We start from the raw sequence: 22,137 nt of genomic DNA, 5'->3' as shown, positions 1-22,137 counted from the left end.
GTGAATCCTTCAGGCAGTTTTCGGGGTCAGGCGCTCGAACAGCGCTTCAATGGTGTTGAAACGCTCTTCCGGGCGTTCCATGGGCACCATGAACTTGAACAGCGTGGCACCTTCGAATTTGTAGCGGTTGGGCTGGCTCTGGATCAGCTTGATCAGGGTCAGCGGATCAACCGGGGTATCGGCCGCGAATTCGATGCGTCCACCCTGCGGCCCAGCGTCGACTTTCTTGATGCCCAGCTGTTCGGCCTGCAACTTCAGCAGCGTGATGCGCACCAGATGCTTGGTCGGCTCGGGCAGCAAACCGAAGCGGTCGATCATTTCGACTTGCAGGTCCTTCAGCGCATCTTCATCTGCCGCGTTGGCGATACGTTTGTAGAGAATCAGGCGTGTGTGCACGTCCGGCAGATAGGCTTCCGGGATCAGTGCTGGTAAGCGCAGGTTGATTTCCGGCCCGCCGCCGAGTGGCTGATCGAGGTTCGGCTGTTCACCCTTGCGGATCGCCTTGACGGCACGTTCGAGCATTTCCATGTACAGCGTGAAACCGACGGCCTGAATCTGGCCGCTCTGGCCATCGCCAAGCAGTTCGCCCGCGCCACGGATTTCCAGGTCATTGGTGGCAAGCACAAAGCCCGCGCCGAGGTCCTGGGTGTTGGCAATCGCTTCCAGACGCTTTTCCGCGTCGGGGGTGATCTGCTTGCACGGCGGTGTCAGCAGGTAGGCGTAGGCCTGGTGGTGACTGCGCCCGACACGGCCGCGCAACTGGTGCAGTTGCGCCAGACCGAACTTGTCGGCGCGTTCGATAATGATGGTGTTGGCGCTTGGCACGTCGATGCCGGTCTCGATGATGGTCGAGGCGATCAGCACGTTGAAGCGCTTGTGGTAGAAGTCGCTCATCACCTGTTCGAGGTCACGCTCGCGCATCTGACCGTGGCCAATGCCGATACGCGCTTCCGGCACCAGTTCGGCCAGGTCCGCTGCGCATTTCTCGATGGTCTTGACGTCGTTGTGCAGGTAATAAACCTGCCCGCCGCGCAGCAACTCGCGCAGCAGCGCTTCCTTGATCGTCGGCTTGTTCTGCTCCATGACGAAGGTGCGCACCGACAGCCTGCGCGCCGGTGGCGTGGCGATGATCGACAGGTCGCGCATGCCCGATACGGCCATGTTCAGGGTGCGTGGAATCGGCGTGGCGGTCAGGGTCAGAATGTCGACCTCGCTGCGCAGCGCCTTGAGCTGTTCTTTCTGGCGCACGCCGAACCGGTGTTCTTCGTCGATGATCACCAGACCAAGGTTTTTGATTTTCACGTCATCCTGCAACAGTTTGTGCGTGCCGATGACGATGTCGATCTTGCCTTCGGCCAGATCGGCGACGGCGGCGCTGACTTCCTTGGCTGACTTGAAACGGCTCATCACTTCCACGGTCACCGGCCAGTCGGCAAAGCGGTCGCGGAAGCTGTTGTAGTGCTGCTGGGCGAGCAGGGTGGTCGGCACCAGAATCGCGACCTGACGCCCGCCGTGCACGGCGATGAACGCTGCGCGCATGGCCACTTCAGTCTTGCCGAAACCCACGTCGCCGCAGACCAGGCGGTCCATCGGCCTGGGCGCCAGCATGTCGGCGCGCACGGCTTCGATGGTGGTCTGCTGATCGGGGGTTTCTTCGAACGGGAAGCCAGCGCTGAAGGTGGCGTAATCGGCTTTCGGGTCGGCAAATGCATAGCCTTCGCGAGCGGCCCGGCGCGCATAGATGTCGAGCAATTCGGCTGCGACGTCGCGAACCTGTTCGGCCGCCTTGCGTTTGGCCTTCTGCCAGGTTTCCGAACCCAGGCGATGCAGCGGCGCCATTTCGTCGTCGCTGCCGGTGTAGCGGGCGATCAGGTGCAGGTTGGCGACCGGGACGTACAGCTTGGCGTCTTCGGCGTAGGCCAGCATCAGGAATTCCGCGACCTGATTTTCGACTTCCAGCGTCGCCAGCCCCAGATAACGGCCGACACCATGGTCGATATGCACCACCGGCGCGCCTTCACGCAGCTCGGTCAGGTTCTTGATCACCGCGTCGTTGTTGCCACCGTCGGTGCGTTTTTCGCGGCGACGGCGCTGCATGACGCGCTGGCCGAACAGCGGGCTTTCCGCAACCAGCGCCAAGGCCTGTTGTTCCAGCAGCAGGCCGTCGTCCAGCGGTGCAATGGTGATTGCCAGACGATCCTTGCCGTCGACGAAATCCAGCCAGCTGTCGACGGTTTTCGGCCGCAGCTTCAGGCGTTCAAGCAGCTCCAGCAGCACTTCCCGGCGTCCGGCGGACTCGGCGGTGAACAGCACGCGGCCGGGGAATTCATCGAGAAACTTCGCCAGGGCCGCCAATGGCTGGTTGGCCTTGGCCTCGATGGACAGGTCCGGCAGAACCTGCGCCGGAAAGCGTTCGCGTCCGGCCCCGGCGTCGACGTCCTGCTGGCTGGCGACCACACGCGGCCAGTTTTTCAGGCGCGCGAAACAGTCTTCCACCGGCAGGAACAACTCGGCGGGCGGCAATAGTGGCCGAGCCGGATCGACACGACGCTCTTCGTAACGATTGCGCACGTCGTTCCAGAAGTTCTCGGCGGCTTGCTCTATACCGGGCAGCGAGAACACTTGGGTGTCCTGCGGCAGGTAGTCGAACAGCGTCGAGGTTTCTTCGAAGAACAGCGGGATGTAGTACTCGATACCGGCGGGCGTGATGCCGCTGCTCAAGTCCTGGAAAATCGGGCTGCGGCGGAAGTCCACGTCAAAGCGCTCGCGGAAACGCGCCTTGAAACGCGTGACTTCTTCTTTTTGTAACGGGAACTCGCGGGCCGGCAACAGGCGTACCGATTCAACCTTGTCGATGGAGCGCTGGGTGTCCGGGTCGAAGGTGCGCAGGGTTTCGATCTCGTCATCGAACAGGTCGATGCGGAACGGCAGCTTGCTGCCCATCGGGAACAGATCGATCAGCGCACCACGCACCGTGAACTCGCCGTGCTCGTAAACCGTGTCCACATAGCGATAGCCGCTGGCTTCCAGACGCGTGCGCATGGCCTCCACGTCGAGCTTCTGACCAACATCCAGCACCAGGCTGCTGCCGAGCAGAAATTTGGTCGGCGCGAGTCTGTGTAGGGCAGTGGTGATCGGTACTACCAAAACGCCATGCACCAGCTCCGGCAGGCGATAAAGGCTGGAGATGCGCTGGGAAATGATGTCCTGATGCGGCGAGAACAGATCGTAGGGCAGGGTTTCCCAGTCCGGGAAGTGCAGAACCGGCAGCGTGGGCGCAAAAAACTTCAGCTCTTGCTCGAGCCGCTCGGCGCTTTGGCTGTCGGCGGTCAGAAGCAGGGTGAAGCGTTTGGCTGCGCTGGCAGCCTCGGCAATGGCCAGGCTCAGTGCGGCACCGGGCAGATTGCCCCAGTGTTGTTTGCCTGCAGCGGCAGAAAGGTGCGGTAGACGCAGAACTGGCACGGAAGGTCAGGCTCCAGGCGTTGCGACAGGGGCGGCGATTGTAACGGGGGAAGGTGGTGGCTGTCAGTTTTCCGGAGTATTACCACGTATTTACGGGCAAAAATTATGTAGTGCTGGTTGATCTGACAGCCGCGCATTGCTCATAAACACTGGCGCGGTCATAATGTAGCCCCTTTTTTCAGCCCCTACATGTGGAAGGTTCCCGTGACTCAGAAGCCCGACCAGTGTCTTGGTGAATGGATCGATCGTGAAGCCCTTGCGGAAGCGATGATCCCGCTCATCGGTCAGCTCTACCGCAATAACAATGTGGTGAGTTCGATCTATGGCCGTAGCCTGATCAACCGTTCAGTGATTGCGATTCTCAAGGCGCACCGCTTTGCGCGTCATCGTCAGTCCGATGCCGTTGAGTTGTCCGTCCATGAGACGTTCCCGCTTATCAAAGCGATGAGCGAACTCAAGCTGGGTGCCGCCTCGGTGGACCTCGGCAAGCTGGCGGTCAAGTTCAAGACTGAAGGCAATGGCCGCACGCCCGAGCAGTTCGTGCGTGAGGAACTGGCCAGTGTAGTGGGGCAGCAGGGCACCAACCCGCGTAAAGGCACCGACGTCGTGCTCTACGGTTTCGGTCGTATCGGTCGCCTGCTGGCGCGGATTCTGATCGAAAAGACCGGTGGTGGCGACGGCCTGCGTCTGCGCGCCATCGTCGTTCGCAAAGGTGCGGAAAACGATCTGGTCAAGCGTGCCAGCCTGCTGCGTCGTGACTCGGTGCATGGCCCGTTCGACGGCACCATCACCATCGATGAAGCCAACAGCACCATCACCGCCAACGGCAACCTGATTCAGGTGATCTACGCCAAGAACCCGACTGAAGTGGATTACACCCAGTACGGCATCAAAGATGCGCTGCTGGTGGACAACACTGGTGTGTGGCGTGATGCCGAAGGTCTGGGTCAGCATCTGGCCTGCCCTGGTATCGACCGCGTGGTGTTGACCGCTCCGGGCAAAGGCAAGCTGAAGAACATCGTGCACGGCATCAACCACGGTGAAATCACCGCAGACGACAAGATCGTTTCGGCAGCATCCTGCACCACCAACGCCATCGTGCCGGTGCTCAAGGCGGTCAACGACAAGTTCGGCATCACCAACGGTCACGTTGAAACGGTTCACTCGTACACCAACGACCAGAACCTGATCGACAACTTCCACAAGGGTGATCGCCGCGGCCGCAGCGCTGCGCTGAACATGGTCATCACCGAAACCGGTGCGGCCACTGCCGCTGCCAAGGCACTGCCTGAACTGGCCGGCAAGCTGACCGGCAACGCAATCCGCGTTCCGACGCCGAACGTGTCCATGGCCATTCTCAACCTCAACCTCGAGAAGCCGACCTCCCGCGAAGAAATGAACGAGTACCTGCGCTACATGGCGCTGCACTCGGACCTGCACAAGCAGATCGACTTCGTGAACTCGCAGGAAGTGGTATCCACCGATTTCGTCGGCTCGCGTCACGCCGGTGTGGTCGATGCCGAAGCCACCATCGTCAACGACAACCGCGTTGTGCTGTACGTCTGGTACGACAACGAATTCGGTTACAGCCATCAGGTGGTGCGCGTGATGGAAGACATGGCAGACGTCAATCCGCCAGCGTTTCCGCAGTAAGCATCAAACGTATGAGTTGCCCGGTCTGACCGGGCAAGGAATTGAAGGGCCGAATCCTGTGCAAACGGGATTCGGCCTTTTTGCTTTTGTACCTGACCTTCGTGATTTACATGAAAGTCATGCGCTCATGTCGTAATTGGAATATTCACCTGCGACATCGGAATTTATCGTTCCAATGATTTATTTCTGCATATTTCAAGATGATCAAATGTTTTAACGGAAATAAAGCGAATTTTTCGTGTTTTTCAAGATGTGGTGACTATTTTGGATCCTATTGCGCTGCCTAATGAATAACAGTTATAAGCTTATTCAAGAAGGCGACGGGCGGCGTTTTGGTCGCGGTTGAGGCTTCATTCGGCAGGCCATGGGCGGATCGAAATGTCGTGCATTTTGGATGATGAGCGCTGTATCCCCGAGCTGTTGACGCAGCTTCGCAGCTTGTCGCTCGACTTTCTGTCTGGCGCACAGACCGCTGCTGCGGTCGACACGCGCCCTGATGTCCTGACTCAGCAAGCGGAAATGCCCGAGGAGGGGCTCGGTTGCCTGGATGCTCTGAGGACTTATTGGCAGCGCTACGCTGATGGGCACAGTCGCAGCACAGGCCCTCGGTACTATGGCTTCGTGACAGGCGGGGTGACGCCCGCTGCACTTGCCGGAGACTGGCTGGTTTCCGTCCTTGACCAGAACGTCGCCACTGAGCGCCATTCGATCGCTGCATTTATCGAAGCTCAAGTGCTGACGTTCATCAGTGACCTGCTGAAGCTTCCGGCGGGTTTGTTTCAGGGCGTTTTGACGACCGGGGCGACCGCGGCAAATCTGGTGGGGCTGTCCAGCGCTCGTGAGTGGTGCGGTGAGCAGGCGGGAGTCAGCATTGCTCACGAAGGAATTGCAGCAGCCCCTCCGATAGCGGTATTCGGGGCGTCTGCCCACTCAAGTATTATCAAAAGTCTGGGTGTGCTGGGTATCGGGCGCAAAAATATAGTGTCAATACGCAGTTTGCCTGATCGTGAAGCCATGGATATTCAACACCTGGAAGAAGCGCTGAAAAGCAGTGCCTCTACTTCTCGAATTGTAGTGGCCAGCGCCGGTACCGTGAATAGCGGTGATTTCGACGACCTCAATGGTATTGCTGATTTATGCATGAGGTATAACGCGTGGTTGCATGTCGATGCGGCATTCGGTGCCTTTGCTCGTTGTTCTCCTCGTTACGAACACTTGGTCGAGGGGCTGGAGCGTGCTGATTCGATAACGGCGGATGCTCACAAGTGGCTTAACGTTCCCTATGACTGTGGAATTGCCCTGACCCGACATACTGCGTTTCATGAACGGAGCTTTTCCGCTGACGCGCCCTATGTGCCCATGGGGGGCGAGCTTCCTGCTTTCATGAACCGAGGTGTCGAACAGTCGCGTCGCTATCGTGCGTTGCCGTTATGGATGACGCTTATGGCTTACGGCAAGTCGGGTTACCGCGAGTTGGTAGAGCGTAATTGTGATGTTGTACGCCAGATCGCTTCGTGGATTGACGGGTGTGAATACTACGACGTGTTGTGCCCTGTCTATTTGAACATCGTGATGTTTCGCTGCCGACGTGTCGGCGGGCGTGATCATGACGCGCACAGCGTGGCAGTGCTGGAAAGAATCAATGCCACAGTTGCACTGTTTCTTACGCCCAGTACGTACAACGGGGAAAAGGTATTTCGTCTGGCTGTCTGTAACTGGATGACCACACGCAGTGATGTCGCAATTGTGATCAATGCCTTACACCACGCGGTGGCTGGTTATTGAGAGCAGCACTGTTATCAAACGATAAGGAATGTCCTACATGTCTTCGCAAGCGCCTGAAAATACCCCTTCGACCAAGGGGCTGTTCGGCCTGTTTTGCCTGGCCAGCTATCTGCTGTCCCTGTCTTACGGCACCACTTTTCTACTGGCCCTGATGCTGGGCTCTCATGGCGGAAGCGAGTCTGACGCCGGCACAGTGATTTCAGTGGCCATGCTGAGCACATTTCTCGCCGTTATTTTTTCAGGTCACCTGACCGATATCATCGGTGCGCCCCGGGCTATCGCTGCCGGAGGTCTGACGTTGATGATTGCATGCATCGGGTTTGCCATGACCCCGACGTATGGCCCGGCATTATTGATATTCGGTCTGATACTGGGTTTCGGTTGGGGTGTGTTCTACACACTGGGGCCGATCATTGTTGCAATGATCATCGAGCCTGCGCGTCGGGTGAAGTATTTTGCTTTGCTGTCCGGCAGCATGATGAGTGGGATCGGTACCGGGCCTTTGGCAGGGCGCGGTGCGGTGGCAATGGGGTATCCGGTTGAATCGGCGTTCGTCGTCGCGGCTGCTGCCAGCCTGCTGGGTGCAGTCGTGTTTTTTCTGATAGCTCCGAAAATCAGGCTGCAACAGGCTGTTCTCGGGCCTGTGGCCGTGTGCCGCATCACTACAGGTGCTGCCGCTCGTGTACTGCGTTCCAAGGCGTTCTTTCCTATCGTGATGGTGGGATTGGGCGGCGCAATCTTCGGCGGGCTTTCCAACTTTCAGACCTCCTACGCCGCATTGCATCATCTGGACTATTCGCTGTTTTTCCTCGGATTCATGTGTGCAGCCATCTCTTGCCGATTGTTGATTGCCGGGTTCATCGTCAAGCGTGATGCTTACCTGTCTTCCTGCGTACTGACCTCCCTGATGATTGTTTCGATACTGATGTTTGTGTTTTCGGTTGAGTCGCCATTCAGTTATTTGTTGGCCGCGATCATTCTTGGCGTGGGTTATGGCTTGACGTATTCGGTGATCAACGGCCTGGCGGCCAATGAAGCGCCCAACGGACTCACCGCACAGTCCTTGTTGTTATTCAGTTTGTCTTACTTTGTAGGCGTGTTCGGTTTTCCACTGTTGGCCGGAAAAATAATCGTGGCTTACGGCATGCCCTCACTGCTGTACACGATTCTCTCGGTAGCCCTTTTAAACGGGTGTATTGCGTTGGGCCGTCTTGCCTGGCGCAAGGTGGCTGTCGCCGCCATAGCCTGACCGTAAACGTTTCAGTCAAACTGCATCGCGTGACGCACTGCAGTTTCCGGTGTTCCTGTGCAAGGTAAGCAAGGAGATTCATTGTGCCTGTTAATGCGCCTGAAGTAATAAGTCTTGAAGTGGTCGGGGATGGACTGGCTTCAAATAACGCAGCCTGGAGTTTTGGCGGTGACACGCCCAAACATTTCGACTCGCATGTTTCGAAATCGGTTCCCAAGTACAAGGACGGTCACGATATCGTTCTTTCCTTGAGCGACTTCTTTATCAAGGCTGACAGCGTCTGTTATGAACTTGGAAGTTCGACCGGCACATTGACACGGCAATTGGCAGAACGTCACGGGCGTTCAGGCAAATGGGTGGGTATCGATGTCGAAGAGGCCATGACTCAACAAGCCAATCAATCACTCGGCTGTGCGCCCATCAGTAACGTCACCTTTGTGACCGACGACATCCTCACCTTTCCGTATGAGAAGAGCGATTTCATCGTCGCGTATTATACGGTTCAGTTTGTCCATCCCCGCGTTCGCCAGGAGCTGTTCAATCGTATTTACGAGTCTCTGAACTGGGGGGGCATTTGTGCTGTTCGAGAAAGTCAGGGGGCCGGATGCTCGGTTTCAGGATGTGATCAGCAGTTTGTATGTCGACTACAAGATGCAGCAGGGCTATACGCCGAGCGAGATCCTGGCCAAGACGCGTAGTCTTAAAGGTGTGCTGGAACCGTTCTCCACGGCCGGTAATCAGGACATGCTCGCTCGGGCCGGTTTCAAGGACGTAATGAGCATTTTCAAATACATCTGTTTTGAAGGTTTCTTCTGCATCAAGTAACAGGGACGTTGCGATGAACGATTGGGCTATCAGCCATTACCTGGATGTGTTGCACATGGACAGCGGTTATCAAGCCGTTGCACTGGACTGCGAACTCTGCGGCAGTGAACACCATGAGGTGTTGCTGCCACGTATCTGCGGTCCTGAACCCCACGGCGTTGATTTGCCTGTGTTGGGGTGTCAGGCGTGCGGCCATATTTTTCAAAAATATCGTTTTGATGCGCAGTTTTACAAAGACTACTACGACAAGTTTTATCGCTTGAAGCTGTTCGGCAACAGCGCGCCGGAAAAAGCGTTTTTTCTCGACCAGGTTCGTCGTGGAGAATACCTGCGTCAGAGCCTGCGCGAATACCTGCCAGAGAGTGGTCGCCTGCTGGATGTCGGATGTTCAGCCGGTGGCCTGATGATCCCTTTTGCCAAGAGGGGCTGGTCTGTTACCGGCAATGACCCTGATCGCGCTTATGTGGAATACGAAAAACAGATCGGCCTGAATATCGAGCTGACAGCGGCCGAAGAAATGGACGCCGCAGGCGATGTCGATCTGATTATCATCAATGGCTCGCTGGAACATATGTACGACGTGCATTGCGTCATGCAGCGCTGTCGGCAGGCGTCGTCGGAAAACGGTCTGTTATTGATTGAAGGCCGCGCCCTGGGTCACGGCCTGGAGCAGGGCATGCTGACCCACAATCATCGGCGTTATCTCAGCGGCACCAGCATCGAACTGCTGATGCGTATGCACGGCTGGGAGCCGCTGCTGATAACCGAGCAACCGTTGTGCGGGCCTACTCGACCTGGCGCGGTTTTCGTCCTCGGTCGATGCGCAGCCCCGTCGGATGATGTGCAGCACGAACGTGTCAAGGCGCAAGGGCGTGAGCGCCTGGACAGTTACTACCGGGAGCGCTTCCGGGCGCTGGTGTTGCCATCATGACACACGCTTCCGAAGTGTCCGAGGTCATGAGACAGACTTCAATCGCGTCCTGTCTGCGCAACGATATTGTTGTCAGCGAGCGTGTGGAGGCAGACGGCCGGTTGCGCTACAAGCTTTACGACCCCAGTAACGATATCGGTTTTGAGTTGGGTAAAACCGAGTATGCACTGGTCCGCCTTTTTGATGGTGTATCCACACACGAAGAGATCTCCCGATACGCTGAAACCCGGCACCGTATCAAGGTCAGTCAGACGAAACTGGTGCAGTTTGAAAGTCGCCTATTGAGTCTGAATATTCTGTCGGGGGCAGATGGCGATCTTGAAAAGCTTCGTGATCCCGCGACCGGTATTACCTATGGGCCTTTGAAGAAATACCTGCTGATCAACCTGGTCAAGATGAATCCGCAGCCGGGCCTGGACTATGTTTACCCCAGCGTGCGCTGGATATGCAGCGTACCGTTTTGTCTGGCGATGCTTGCGGCGTGTTTGGTCAGCTACGTCTACCTGGGGATGCACTTCGGCGCATTTCAAGAAGATGTTCTCGCGGTGTATGTGCACAGCAATCAATGGCTGTGGTGGCATTTTCCGGTCATCCTCAGTTCTATCGCACTGCACGAGTTCGGGCATGCCCTGGCCTGTCGACATTACAATGTTCAAGTCAGTGATTTCGGGATCGGCATTTATCTGTTGCTGGCCACCGGGTGGGTGCGGCCGGTTCAAGAACAATGGAGTTCGTTGCCGAGGTATCAGCGCATCGTCACCATTTTGGCCGGGCCACTGGTCAGCCTTGTTTACGCCACTGCAGGCATTGTGATCTGGGCTGCTTACGGTGAAGCGCAAAGTGACTTGCTTGCGCTGTCGATTGTGATGATTGTGGCATCGTTCATCTCTCTGATTCCAACCTTGTTGCCGATGTTCAATGGCGACACTTACCTGGCCATCACCGAACTCATCAACGAGCCCCGGTTAAGGCAGCGCTCTTTCAACTATTTGAAAGCACGCTTGCGCGGGGCACCTTGTGAAACGTCAGTCCGGCTCCAACGCCTTTATCTGAGCACTGTATTGATCACCTGTCTTGGCTGGGTGTTGGTGTGGGGCTTCGTGCTGCAGACGCTTTTTCGTGTATTTCATAGAGGGTGTAGACAAAATAAATTAAACTTTCACTCCCTTGTCTGAATAGCCCTCAAGCCATGCCTAAAACCGGACGTCCTCGCTCGATTGCCGCCGAGCACTATCCCGTGCTGGTGAAACTCGCTCATGCACAGCCCTATTCCAGCCAGGCCGAATTGGCGCTCGTATTCTTCGCCGAAACCGGTATCACTGCGCATCCCGACACCTTTGCAAAAGCGTTGAAAATGGCAGGGATTACGCGTGTAAAGCAGCGGGCCAAGGGAAGTTTTCAGTCACCTGAACCTAATAAAGCCTATGGCTACAATGAAACCCACCGCCGCCAACTGCCGGAGCAGCTATATCCGAGTTGCTTGACAGATACCGAGTGGGCACTGGTCGCCGACCTGTTTGAAAGCCAGGGCGGACGAGGAGTGCCACCGCTTCACTCTCGGCGCACGTTGCTGGAAGCCTGTTGCTATGTCGTACGCACGGGGTGCTCATGGCGAATGCTACCCCGCGATTTTCCTCATTGGGACAATGTCTACAAAACGTTCCGCCGGTGGAGCGCTCAAGGCAAGTTCGAGCAAATGCATGATCGCTTGCGAGCTCAATGGCGTGAGCGGGAAGAACGCGCTGACAGCCCGTCAGCAGCGATCCTGGATTCACAGTCGACCCGCAGTTCTCCTCAAGGCGGTGACAGCGGCTACGACGCAGGCAAAAAAGTGAAGGGGCGTAAACGAAGTCTGATTGTCGATACATTGGGCCTGCTGCTGGCTGTCAGTATCAGTGCTGCAAGCGTGCAGGATCGTGACGCGGCGGATGATGCGGTGGCGTACTCGAAGGAAAAATATCCGTCACTGAGCACGCTTTTTGTTGATAGTGCGTACGCAGGAAAATGGGCACAGCGCACCCATCAACTGCACGCTATCGATGTTCAAGTGATCCGTGGCCCGAATAACAGAAGAACAGGGCAATGGCACTCTGAACAAGGCGATCTATTTTCCGTGGAGCCTGTTCAGACTGGATTTGTGGTCATGCCCAAGCGATGGGTAGTGGAGCGAACTCATGCCTGGAATGAGAGAGCTCGGCGACTGATCATGCATCATGATCGCCTTTTTGCGGTAAGCGAGGCATGGGTTTGGTTGGCCGAGGCTCGAATACTCGCGCGCCGACTCACTACATGATTTTGTCTACACCCTCATAACCAGTGAGGATTTACCCATGGGACAACCCAACGTGCAGTCCGTAGAAAACCAGCAAGCGTCTGGTGATGTAAAAGATCTCGAAAACACTCCGCAGGCCACAGAGGAGGCGTTGTTTGAAGAGTTTGACCTGGATGACATTGAAGTCATCGAGAGCAAGGTCTTTGCCTGAGTGCGCCATGCCCTCTTGCGTGCCGGATTGTAGGGATACGCAGGAGGGCTTCTTTCATCAGTGCGAGTGTTAGCCATGCCTGATTTCGTCAAGCCCGCGCCTATCGGTGTGGGTATCCAGTACAACCCCGAAATACTGGACTGGTTTCCATTCGAGGATATCCAAGTGGATATTCTGGAAATTTTGCTCGATAACATCATGGCGCCCATGGATGGCCCGCAGATTATCAAGCCTTCTGCCCAGGCAATGATTGAGCGGCTAGGGCAAAAATTTACCTTGCTGGCTCACTCCAATTACGGCTGCGATTTTGGTTTCAGTGCCCTCGAAGAAACAGCGGCGGTGCAGCGCCATGTACCTCTGGCAAAAATGCTCAACAGCCCTTGGGTGGCCAACCATTGTTTCTATGGGGACCAGTCCTGGCTGGATATCTGGAGCAGTCCCATTCAGTTCTCCGCAGCCGAAGTGGCGCGTTGTGCCGATCGCGCACAGTCGTTGCAGGCGCTTTATGGCATGCCGCTGGCTCATGAAAATGCCGCCTACTACCTTGAATGCCCAGGCGCCGAAATGCGTGAGGCCGAGTTTCTGGCAAGACTGGTGCAGCGCTCAGGGACTTTTCTTCACCTTGACCTGCACAACATTTACACCAACCACCTCAATCTGAAAGGTTTCGATCTCAAGGACTACATGGATACGCTGCCGCTGGACAAGGTGATTTCGGTGCATCTGGCCGGAGGAAGCTGGCACGGCGGTCTGTATCACGACTGGCATGACGCCTGCGTGCCCGAGCCGGTCTGGGACTTGTACGAAGACCTGCTTTCGCGTGCACAGCCCTCTGCTGTGATTCTTGAGTATCAGGGGCAGGCGCATCATGCCCAGACGAGGATCATGGATGCGTCCGACGAGTCGATGATTGTCAGGGATGTCCAGCGTGCTCAGGCAATCTGGAATCGTTACAACAGGCATCCGCAGGAGCGTCAGTATGGAAGCTGAACAGGTATGGAAACTGTGGCGGCGCGTTCTGCGCGATGAGCGCCTTCAGGCGCAGTTGTTTTCGGCTACCGATGCCACGCACTGGTTGTCAGGTTTCAGCGAGTCAGAAAGCAAGATCCTCTCGGTGTATGCGCAGCAGTTTGACCGCGTCAAATGGTTCGTCGAGAACTATCAGTTCCGGCTGGTGAACTCTTTTTTGAACGCGCTGGAGACCGGGGCGCCCTTGTCGTTGCGGGCGTTGCTGCACATAAATGTGGACCTGAATGCGCAATCGAAGGCCTTCCTGCGTGACAGGCAGTGGCGCGATTACGGGCCGCAGGTCTATACCTATTGTGAAGATGTACTGGGTTTCCTTGCCGAGGCGGATGAGCTGCAGGGTTATCCTGAAATCCTTGATCTGATGCGGCTGGAGCGCGAATCGGTTCGCCTGTACCGGGGGTTGGTCGGTCCTGAGTCATTGCCGGCAGACAACCGTTATCACCGCACCTCAATGGCTCGTCTTTACGAGACACGTTTTGCCCTGTCTGGCTGGCTCAGACAGAAGGATCAGTTGGGCCTGACACGTCTGCCCGAGAACACCGAGCAGGTGCTGATCTACCTTCCCACGCTTCAGGCTCGTCACAAGTTTACTTTGATCAACGCGCAGGCTGCCCGGCTTTACAACTGCCTGGAGCAACCTCAGTCCGCTGCCGGGCTGTTCATGCTGATCAATTCGGACTCGGCGTCCGTGCCGGGTAGCGCAGACCTGGCGCTGCTCGACAGGCTGGAACAGCTTAACGCGATAAGGAAGCCTTTGTAGCCTATGGAAAGCTCACTCTATTTCTGGCTTCGCTCGACCGGGTTTGCGGTGCATCACCTGACCCGCCTGGGGAAAATGGCCGAATTGCCGTTGCTGAAGGATTTTGAAACCGATTATCGCTCCCTGAATACTCTACGCGACAGCCTGTTAGAGAAGTCCATAAGCCACTCGTCTCAGGCCTGTCGCAAGCTGATCCGCAAGCTGAATGAAAACCTGCCGCTGCAAGTGTCTGATCTTCCGGAGGCGCTGCGTGATGACGCAGTGGATGAATTGGCGCACTGGAACGAGCGGCTTGGCCGGCTCAAGCAACGTGTCGAAGTGGATGAGGAATATGCCGTGTTTCTCGAACGCGCGCGGCAGGCCCTGATTGATTTCGTGGACGACGAAGACGTTGAGCAGGCCGTGTTCATTTCCAACCCGACCGCGCTGACCCGGCTTCAGGAGCTCAGGCAAGAGCGCCATGCGAGAACTGACAGCCGCAAGAAGCAGAAACTGCGCCTGGCCTGGAGCTACGCACAGCGATTCTGTTCAAAAAATGATACGTCGAGTTTTTTCGGCCCGCTGGCCTGGGGACGGTTTGATCGTACGCAGGTCGAGCATGTTCGTATCACGCAGCACGGCCCCGGCTGGATCAGAGAACGCCATACCTTTTTCGAGAGCTGGGTTGTACAGCGGCTGGTCGAGCAGTTGAATCGCCATTGCGTTGATGTGCAGTTCATGCCGTTGCAACTCAACCCGGGCTGTTTTTTGAATCAAGACACGTTGCATCTGCCCGTCAACAAACGTCGTCAGGTCAGTGCCTTGACGGCCAGAGTGCTGGGTTACATTCAGTGCCAGAGCGCTGTGGCACCGACCCTGTTCGGGTTGCAGGCCGAGTTGCAGGATGTCAGCGCCGGGCAATTGCGCGACCTGATCGATCATCTGGTCGCCCAGCAGATTGTGCGTCGCGGCTGGCAGATTTCCCCCAGGGAACGAAAGCCTGTTCAGGTGCTGCACGCTTTTCTGGCCGACGCGCGCCTGTCTGATGACTTCCGCACTCAGTGGCATGAACGTCTGTCGGGCCTTGAAGCGATTCGGCAAGACTATGCGACAGGCGATCTGGCCGTACGCATTGCCAGCCTCGACAAGCTGAACCGGCTGCTTGGCGAAGCCGGCGTGGATATTTCGCGTGAGAGCGGCGCCATGTATGTCGGTCGCTACCCGGTCTACGAGGATTGTTCGCGCAATATCGATATCAGCCTGGGTGGCGCCTTACTTGATCAGGTCAATGCCGATCTGGCGCCGTTGATGCGCATTCATCAATGGCTGATCAAGGCATGCGCTCGGCAACTGAATGGTTTCTACGCTCAGGTATGGCAACGTCTGCAGGCAGAGGACGAGCATAATCCGGTGAACTTCCTGGCCTTTCTTGGCGCTGTGCAACCAGTAATTGCACACGCCGAGGCGGGCATCATCGAGGAACTGGACGCAGTGCTGGCAGACGCCTGGCAGCAGGTCCTGAGCGATAAACACGACCCTGAACAGGTGCAGTTGACCCATGAGGACATAGAGCGGCTGATTGTCGAGCTGAACACGCGTCTGGATGTTCGGACGTTCAGCGTATTTGGCAGCCACTTTCACTCTCCGGATTTCCTGATTTCCAGTACCTCGACAGACGCGCTGAACCAGGGCGACTACTCAATCATTCTGGGAGAGGTCCATCCGGGCGTGCACACCCTCAGTCAGCCAGTAGCCGAGCCTTTCGGACCGTTCAATAAAGAGATCGAGCAGGAGGTTCGGCAAATATTCGACGGACCTCGTCTGGTGCTTGCCGACTCGCCGGACAGTTATCAGCGTTCGCATATCGATTGGCCTTTGCTCGAGTGCTACCAACAACTGATACTGCCTTCTGGCGGCGGTTGCGTGCCGGCGGATCAGCGCTTTGCCGTCGGCCGTGCTCGTCTTGTCATGAGCGAGGGACGTTTGCGCGTCGAGGATATTGCCGGCCAATTCAGCGAAGACTTGGTGTGCGTGTATCCCACTCCTATGCACCGACTGGGTTTTGCCTTGGCTGGCAGCGTCGTGGCCAAGAACGACCGACGCCGAATAGGCTTGGGCAAGACCTTGTACAAACGCGCCTCGTGGTGGTTCAGTCCAGAGCAACTGCCGTGCTCTGAATTCAGTGTGGACAAGCTCGACGACGTGCTGGCATGGCGAGCGTGGGCCGTCGAGCACGGTTTGCCCCGTTATGTGTTCGCCAAGATCGATATCGAACCCAAGCCGATTTTCATTGATTTCGATAACCCGTTGTCACTCGACGGTGTCAGTAATTCGATGAAGAAAGCGGGGCACGTCAAGTTTTCCGAGATGTGTCCTGCTCCGGACCAACTGTGGCTCGAAGAAGCGCGCGGGCATTTCTGTTGTGAAATACGTACAACCTTTAGGGACAATGGAGTAACGCGTGATGAATAACAGTTCGGCCATGGACGGTTCGCAGCAAAAGCTCAAGAGCAGCTTCTTCCTGCTGTTTCTGACAATTTTCATTCCCTTTGGCCTGGGGCATTTCGTTTCCTACCTGTTTCGTACCGTCAATGCGGTGATCTACGTCGATCTGCAAACCGACCTGAGCTTGCCTGCCAGCAGTCTGGGTTTGCTGACCGGCGTGTACTTTCTGACCTTCGCCGCCGCGCAGATTCCGCTTGGCGTGATGCTCGACCGTTATGGTCCACGCAGCGTACAGGCGCCGATGCTTTTATTTGCGGTCGCCGGTTCGGTCATTTTCAGTGTCTCCAGCAGCGAGGCAGGTCTGTTGATCGGGCGTGGTCTGATCGGCCTGGGCGTGGCGGGCTCGCTGATGAGTGCGATCAAAGCATGCGCTGCTGAGCTGGTTGACCTGGCGCGAAGCGTTTCTGGTCCTGGCGCTGCTGACCTTTTGCGTGGCCGTGGTCATACATTTCAGCGTGCCCAAAACCTACCAGAGCAAAAACACTCGCTACGGCGATATGTTCGCCGCAGTCGGCAAACTGTACTCGTCCTGGACGTTCTGGCGTCTGGCGTTGTACTCGGTGTTCGCACACGCCATCTACATGTCGGTGCTGTCATTGTGGATGGGGCCGTGGTTGCGCGACATGGCAGGTTTGAGTGATTCCGCGATGGCCAGTGTGCTGTTGTTCGGGGCCATCGCGATGGTGGCGGGGTCCCTGACGTTCGGCGCGATCACCGATTACCTGCGCAGGTTCGGCGTACAGCCGATCATGATCTGCGGCACCGGGATGCTGATCTTCATCGGCTTCCAGGTGCTGATGGTCAGCGACTTGCCGGTATCGCCTTATCTGATTGCCATGGGCTTCAGCTTCTTCGGCACCTCGACCACCATGAATTACGCCATCGTCGCGCAGTCGGTGTCGCCAGAGCTGGCGGGAAGGGTGAGTTCATCCTTCAATCTGGTGGTGTTCGTGCTCGCGTTTTGCCTGCAATGGCTGATGGGCGTGGTGCTCAATCTGTGGCCGGTCGCACAGGGGGCGGGGCATCCGCCTGAGGCCTATCAATGGTCGCTGGGGCTGATGATTGCCCTGCAAGTGCCGGGTTTTCTGCTTTGGCTCAGCTTTCGGCCATGGCAGCGCAAGGTCTGAAACGCAAAACCCCGGCCCGAGATAACCCGGGCCGGGGTTTGTTTGCTTTACCGGTGCGGCGATGAATCAGCTAGCGGACGCCGCGACAGGCGCCTCAAGCTTTTGCCCACCCTTACGGAACAGCACCAGCGTCGCAACCAGACCGAGCACCGCTGCGCCGGTCAGCCAGATGCCTGGCGCAGCCTTGTTGCCCAGCGCGTGGATCAGGTAGGTGCAGGCCGCCGGAGTGAAACCGCCGAAGGTTGCGGTCGCCAGGCTGTAGGCCAGCGAGAAGCCGGTGGTGCGCACGTCGACCGGCATGATCTCGGTCAACGCCACGACCATCGCGCCGTTGTAGGAGCCGTACAGGAACGACAACCACAGCTCGACCATCAGCAGGTTACTGAAACTCGGGTTCGCGACCAGCCACGACAGGGCAGGGTACGCAGTGGCGATCGCCAGCACCGTGGCCGCAATCAGCAGCGGCTTGCGGCCGATACGGTCCGAGAACGAACCCATGATCGGCAGCCAGATGAAGTTCGACACGCCGACACAGACCGTTACCAACAGGCTTTCCAGGTCCGTCAGATTCAGCTCGTTCTTGCCGAAAGTCGGGGTGTAGGCCGTGATCAGGTAGAACGTCACGGTGGTCATGACCACCAGCGCCATGCCGCCGATCACCAGGCCGAAGTTCTGGCCGATCGAGCGCACCACTTCACGCAGGGTCGGACGATGGGTGCGGGCTTCGAACTCTGGCGACTCTTCCAGCGAACGGCGGATGATGAAAATGGCCGGCACAATCAGGCAGCCGATCAGGAACGGCACGCGCCAGCCCCATTCCCCCATCTGCTCCGGGCTCAGCCAATGATTCAGGCCAACACCCAGCAAACCGGCGAAGACCACGGCAGCCTGTTGGCTGGCGGACTGCCAGCTGACGAAGAAGCCCTTGCGGCCCGGTGTCGAGATTTCAGCCAGATAGACTGAAACGCCGCCCAGTTCCACGCCCGCCGAGAAGCCTTGCAGCAAACGGCCCAGCAGCACCAGCAACGGTGCAATCACGCCCAGCGTGGCATAACCCGGCACACAGGCAATCAGCAGCGTGCCCATGGCCATCATGGCGAGGGTAATGATCAGCCCCTTGCGGCGGCCGTGACGGTCAATGTAGGCGCCCAGAAAAATCGCGCCCAGTGGACGCATCAGGAAGCCTGCGCCGAAGGTCGCCAGCGACAACATCAACGAAGCGAATGCGCTGTCGGAAGGGAAGAAAGTCTTGGCAATGGCCGTGGCGTAAAAGCCGTAGACCATGAAATCGAACATCTCGAGGAAGTTACCGCTGACAACGCGAAAAATCGCTTTGCCTTTACTGGTGGTGGAGGCCATTTAGTTACTCGCTCAGGCTCGTCGGCTTGGAATCCGTTGTCGTTGTTATCCCGTTTACATCGCCGCTACGTGTGTGCGAATGGCGATGCACACTTGTAACAGTATGTGTAACAGTGCTCAAAAACAACCGTTTCGGCGATTTGCCATGTGTTAGCTGACGCTTGACATGTAGGTGAAGTTGCGATGTGTCACTGCTATGGCGGGCTGTGAGGCTGGTAAAAAACGTTCAGTTTGCAGGTCGTCGGGAACCATCCAGACTTCAGTGACCACTTAATGACCTGGTGGTCTTGATCGAGCGCAGTATCTTGCTGGTTCATGCCGGGTTTTCTGCCTTGCCGGCTATCGCAGGCAAGTCGCTTTGAATGGTTTTCGAGAGTGCGGGGCACGGATTTGCAAGGGTTTGGCAGGGTTGCAGGGTGCCTGATGTTAATGGCGGGCAGTGGCTGTACTCAGGAGCGCACGCTGGAAAGCTTCGGCGGGCCGACCATGGGCAGCCATTATTCTGTGGTGTACGTACGGGGCGCGGCACAACCTGATGCGGCGGCGCTGCGTCCGGAAGTCGAAGCGATTCTGGCCGAGGTCGATCATCAGATGTCGCTATGGCGCAGCGATTCGGACCTTGAGCGTTTCAACGCCTTGCCGGCCAACAGTTGCCAGACCATGCCCGATGCGGTTCTCAAGCTGATCGGTGTCGGCGAACAGCTTTCCCGAGACAGTGACGGCGCCTTCGATCTGACGGTCAAGCCGTTGATCGATCTCTGGGGGTTGGGGGCTCACGCGCTGTTTGAGCAACTGCCGTCCACCCGGCAACTGGCCAAGGCGCGCAGTACGGTTGGCTACCGCAACGTGCGCATCGTCGGCCAGCAGTTGTGCAAAAGCGCCGCTGTGCAAGTGGACCTCAACAGTATCGCCGCCGGTTATGCGGTCGACCGCATCAGCCAGCGGATGGATGCGCTCGGGCTGCATGACTACCTTGTGCAGGCTACTGGCGAAGTGAAGGTCAACGGTTTCAAACCCGATGGTTCGCCATGGCGGATCACCCTCGACGCGCCAGGTGAAGAAGGCTATGGCACGCAGAAAGTCTTTCCCCTGAACGGCTATGCTGTTTCTACTGCGGGCGATTACCGACGTTACGCCGAGCGTCATCCTCGGCGCCTGTCCGATACGCTCGACGCCCTGACCGGCAAACCCGTCGATCATGCGCTGGCGTCGGTGACGGTGATACATCCCTCGGCGCTGATGGCCGACGGCTTGTCCTCGCTGTTGCTGATTCTGGGCCCGGAGCGCGGCTGGAATTATGCGCAAGAACGCAAAATCCCTGCTTTTTTTGTGATTCGTGCCGATAAGCGCTTTATCATCCGCAGCAACGCGTCGTTTGATCGTCTTGCCGTAGAGCAGCCGCGCTGATTCAGGGTGTGAATCACACCTTGCCGAGAAACATGTGCAGACAAAAATTGGCCTTCGACGCGACCAAGGGTTAATGTTCGCCGCCTCGGTGCAGCGCTAGACTGCGCCGCGTGATTTAGCCAGAGATGCCAGAGTGGCGCCTCGGTCTGTTTAAGGAGTACGCATGGCTGTCTACAACTACGACGTAGTGGTACTGGGTTCCGGCCCTGCCGGAGAAGGCGCGGCAATGAATGCCGCCAAGGCGGGGCGCAAGGTCGCCATGGTCGACAGCCGTCGGCAAGTGGGCGGCAACTGCACCCATTTGGGCACCATCCCGTCCAAGGCTCTGCGTCACTCGGTCAAACAGATCATCCAGTTCAACACCAATCCCATGTTCCGGGCCATCGGCGAGCCACGCTGGTTTTCGTTTCCGGATGTGTTGAAAAACGCCGAAATGGTCATCTCCAAGCAAGTGGCGTCGCGCACCGCCTATTACGCCCGCAACCGTGTCGACGTGTTCTTCGGCACTGGCAGCTTTGCCGACGAGACCAGCATCAACGTGGTCTGCTCCAACGGCGTGGTCGAAAAGCTGGTCGCCAACCAGATCATCATCGCCACCGGCTCGCGCCCATACCGCCCGGCCGACATCGATTTCAGTCACAAGCGTATCTACGACAGCGACACCATCCTTAGCCTCGGCCACACTCCGCGCAAACTGATCATCTACGGTGCGGGTGTCATTGGCTGCGAATACGCGTCGATCTTCAGCGGTTTGGGCGTGCTGGTCGAACTGGTGGACAACCGCGACCAGCTGTTGAGCTTCCTTGATTCGGAAATCTCCCAGGCGCTGAGCTATCACTTCAGCAACAACAACGTGATGGTCCGCCACAACGAAGAATACGAACGGGTCGAAGGGCTGGAAAACGGTGTGGTTCTGCACCTGAAGTCCGGCAAGAAAATCAAGGCCGACGCCTTGCTGTGGTGCAACGGCCGTACCGGCAACACCGACAAGCTGGGGCTGGAGAACATCGGTCTGAAGGCCAACGGTCGTGGCCAGATCGAGGTCGACGAGACTTACCGCACCAGTGTTTCCAACGTCTACGGCGCGGGCGATGTGATCGGCTGGCCGAGTCTGGCAAGTGCTGCGTATGACCAGGGTCGCTCAGCAGCGGGCAGCATGGTCGACAACGGCAGCTGGCGTTACGTCAACGACGTGCCGACCGGGATCTACACCATTCCGGAGATCAGTTCGATCGGCAAGAACGAGCACGAACTGACCCAGGCCAAGGTGCCTTACGAAGTCGGCAAAGCGTTCTTCAAGGGCATGGCGCGTGCGCAGATTTCCGGCGAGCGGGTCGGCATGCTGAAGATCCTCTTCCACCGCGAAACGCGTGAGGTGCTAGGCGTGCATTGCTTCGGCGACCAGGCGTCCGAGATCGTGCACATCGGTCAGGCCATCATGAGCCAGCCGGGCGAGGCGAACACGATCAAGTACTTCGTCAACACCACGTTCAACTACCCGACCATGGCCGAAGCCTATCGGGTCGCGGCTTACGACGGCCTCAACCGGCTTTTTTAAGCGACTCCGGCCGGTGGCCTGAGCC

Annotated in this window: 15 protein-coding genes and 1 pseudogene; 14 read left to right on the top strand and 2 right to left on the bottom strand. The window is 57.4% G+C overall.

The window, feature by feature from the left end; genetic code table 11:
• Nucleotides 1-9: 9 nt before the first annotated feature.
• On the bottom strand, nucleotides 10-3,462 hold the full coding sequence (mfd, locus tag BLT55_RS12265; RefSeq protein WP_055001177.1) for a transcription-repair coupling factor: 3,453 nt from the start codon (nucleotides 3,460-3,462) through the stop codon (nucleotides 10-12).
• Between the two features lie 189 nt (nucleotides 3,463-3,651).
• Between mfd and BLT55_RS12260 the strand changes: the two genes are divergently transcribed.
• The 12 genes and pseudogenes from BLT55_RS12260 (at nucleotide 3,652) to BLT55_RS12210 (ending at nucleotide 17,788) form a co-directional block, all read left to right on the top strand.
• Entirely contained in the window at nucleotides 3,652-5,115 is a 1,464-nt protein-coding gene (locus BLT55_RS12260) for a glyceraldehyde-3-phosphate dehydrogenase (protein ID WP_055001178.1), read from the top strand.
• A gap of 378 nt (nucleotides 5,116-5,493) precedes the next feature.
• Nucleotides 5,494-6,900 carry a pyridoxal phosphate-dependent decarboxylase family protein gene (locus BLT55_RS12255; RefSeq protein WP_055001179.1) on the top strand — a complete coding sequence of 469 codons (1,407 nt, stop codon included), beginning with the start codon at nucleotides 5,494-5,496 and terminating at the stop codon, nucleotides 6,898-6,900.
• Nucleotides 6,901-6,937: 37 nt separating this feature from the next.
• Nucleotides 6,938-8,149, top strand: a complete 1,212-nt coding sequence (locus BLT55_RS12250; protein WP_055001180.1) for an MFS transporter — start codon at nucleotides 6,938-6,940, stop codon at nucleotides 8,147-8,149.
• 83 nt (nucleotides 8,150-8,232) lie between these two features.
• Nucleotides 8,233-8,847 carry a class I SAM-dependent methyltransferase gene (locus tag BLT55_RS12245; RefSeq protein WP_223862780.1) on the top strand — a complete coding sequence of 205 codons (615 nt, stop codon included), beginning with the start codon at nucleotides 8,233-8,235 and terminating at the stop codon, nucleotides 8,845-8,847.
• Between the two features lie 140 nt (nucleotides 8,848-8,987).
• Nucleotides 8,988-9,905, top strand: a complete 918-nt coding sequence (locus tag BLT55_RS12240) for a class I SAM-dependent methyltransferase (RefSeq protein WP_055001181.1) — start codon at nucleotides 8,988-8,990, stop codon at nucleotides 9,903-9,905.
• Nucleotides 9,902-11,080 (top strand): M50 family metallopeptidase, encoded by a 1,179-nt coding sequence (locus BLT55_RS12235; RefSeq protein ID WP_074800470.1) that lies wholly within the window; start codon nucleotides 9,902-9,904, stop codon nucleotides 11,078-11,080. The genes BLT55_RS12240 and BLT55_RS12235 overlap by 4 nt, the downstream gene beginning before the upstream one ends.
• Before the next feature lie 14 nt (nucleotides 11,081-11,094).
• On the top strand, nucleotides 11,095-12,198 hold the full coding sequence (locus BLT55_RS12230) for an IS5-like element ISPsy19 family transposase (protein ID WP_004663854.1): 1,104 nt from the start codon (nucleotides 11,095-11,097) through the stop codon (nucleotides 12,196-12,198).
• A 37-nt stretch (nucleotides 12,199-12,235) separates the two neighbouring features.
• Nucleotides 12,236-12,388: a 3-thiaglutamate biosynthesis pearlin carrier peptide TglA gene (gene tglA, locus BLT55_RS33455; protein ID WP_007252214.1), complete on the top strand. Its 153-nt coding sequence runs from the start codon at nucleotides 12,236-12,238 to the stop codon at nucleotides 12,386-12,388.
• Between the two features lie 75 nt (nucleotides 12,389-12,463).
• Nucleotides 12,464-13,378, top strand: a complete 915-nt coding sequence (locus tag BLT55_RS12225) for an MbnB/TglH/ChrH family RiPP precursor modification enzyme (RefSeq protein ID WP_055001956.1) — start codon at nucleotides 12,464-12,466, stop codon at nucleotides 13,376-13,378.
• Nucleotides 13,368-14,177, top strand: a complete 810-nt coding sequence (locus tag BLT55_RS12220; protein WP_055001957.1) for a hypothetical protein — start codon at nucleotides 13,368-13,370, stop codon at nucleotides 14,175-14,177. Before BLT55_RS12225 ends, BLT55_RS12220 begins: the two co-directional genes overlap by 11 nt.
• 3 nt (nucleotides 14,178-14,180) lie before the next feature.
• Entirely contained in the window at nucleotides 14,181-16,628 is a 2,448-nt protein-coding gene (locus BLT55_RS12215) for a lantibiotic dehydratase (RefSeq protein WP_055001958.1), read from the top strand.
• Nucleotides 16,621-17,788 (top strand): annotated as a pseudogene (locus tag BLT55_RS12210) (MFS transporter). Before BLT55_RS12215 ends, BLT55_RS12210 begins: the two are co-directional and overlap by 8 nt.
• A gap of 66 nt (nucleotides 17,789-17,854) precedes the next feature.
• Here the strand turns inward: BLT55_RS12210 and tcuC are convergent.
• Nucleotides 17,855-19,147: an MFS transporter gene (gene tcuC / locus BLT55_RS12205; RefSeq protein WP_007252219.1), complete on the bottom strand. Its 1,293-nt coding sequence runs from the start codon at nucleotides 19,145-19,147 to the stop codon at nucleotides 17,855-17,857.
• 423 nt (nucleotides 19,148-19,570) lie between these two features.
• Between tcuC and BLT55_RS12200 the strand changes: the two genes are divergently transcribed.
• Both BLT55_RS12200 and sthA read left to right on the top strand, forming a co-directional pair.
• The gene (locus tag BLT55_RS12200) at nucleotides 19,571-20,554 is read left to right on the top strand and encodes an FAD:protein FMN transferase (protein WP_055001959.1); all 984 of its coding nucleotides are present in this window, start codon (nucleotides 19,571-19,573) and stop codon (nucleotides 20,552-20,554) included.
• Nucleotides 20,555-20,717: 163 nt separating this feature from the next.
• Entirely contained in the window at nucleotides 20,718-22,112 is a 1,395-nt protein-coding gene (gene sthA / locus BLT55_RS12195; RefSeq protein WP_055001960.1) for a Si-specific NAD(P)(+) transhydrogenase, read from the top strand.
• Nucleotides 22,113-22,137: the final 25 nt, after the last annotated feature.

The organism is Pseudomonas cannabina, assembly GCF_900100365.1.
GTDB classification, from domain to species: Bacteria; Pseudomonadota; Gammaproteobacteria; order Pseudomonadales; family Pseudomonadaceae; genus Aquipseudomonas; species Aquipseudomonas cannabina.
The sequence above is the reverse complement of the archived record's forward strand: the minus strand, read 5'-3'. Positions and strand labels throughout refer to the sequence as shown.

Coding starts and splice junctions, on each gene's coding strand:
- BLT55_RS12260 (WP_055001178.1), top strand. CDS start 3,652: ATGTGGAAGGTTCCCGTGACTCAGAAGCCCGACCAGTGTCTTGGTGAA.
- BLT55_RS12255 (WP_055001179.1), top strand. CDS start 5,494: ATGTCGTGCATTTTGGATGATGAGCGCTGTATCCCCGAGCTGTTGACG.
- BLT55_RS12250 (WP_055001180.1), top strand. CDS start 6,938: ATGTCTTCGCAAGCGCCTGAAAATACCCCTTCGACCAAGGGGCTGTTC.
- BLT55_RS12240 (WP_055001181.1), top strand. CDS start 8,988: ATGAACGATTGGGCTATCAGCCATTACCTGGATGTGTTGCACATGGAC.
- BLT55_RS12235 (WP_074800470.1), top strand. CDS start 9,902: ATGACACACGCTTCCGAAGTGTCCGAGGTCATGAGACAGACTTCAATC.
- BLT55_RS12230 (WP_004663854.1), top strand. CDS start 11,095: ATGCCTAAAACCGGACGTCCTCGCTCGATTGCCGCCGAGCACTATCCC.
- tglA (WP_007252214.1), top strand. CDS start 12,236: ATGGGACAACCCAACGTGCAGTCCGTAGAAAACCAGCAAGCGTCTGGT.
- BLT55_RS12225 (WP_055001956.1), top strand. CDS start 12,464: ATGCCTGATTTCGTCAAGCCCGCGCCTATCGGTGTGGGTATCCAGTAC.
- BLT55_RS12220 (WP_055001957.1), top strand. CDS start 13,368: ATGGAAGCTGAACAGGTATGGAAACTGTGGCGGCGCGTTCTGCGCGAT.
- BLT55_RS12215 (WP_055001958.1), top strand. CDS start 14,181: ATGGAAAGCTCACTCTATTTCTGGCTTCGCTCGACCGGGTTTGCGGTG.
- tcuC (WP_007252219.1), bottom strand. CDS start 19,147: ATGGCCTCCACCACCAGTAAAGGCAAAGCGATTTTTCGCGTTGTCAGC.
- BLT55_RS12200 (WP_055001959.1), top strand. CDS start 19,571: ATGTTAATGGCGGGCAGTGGCTGTACTCAGGAGCGCACGCTGGAAAGC.
- sthA (WP_055001960.1), top strand. CDS start 20,718: ATGGCTGTCTACAACTACGACGTAGTGGTACTGGGTTCCGGCCCTGCC.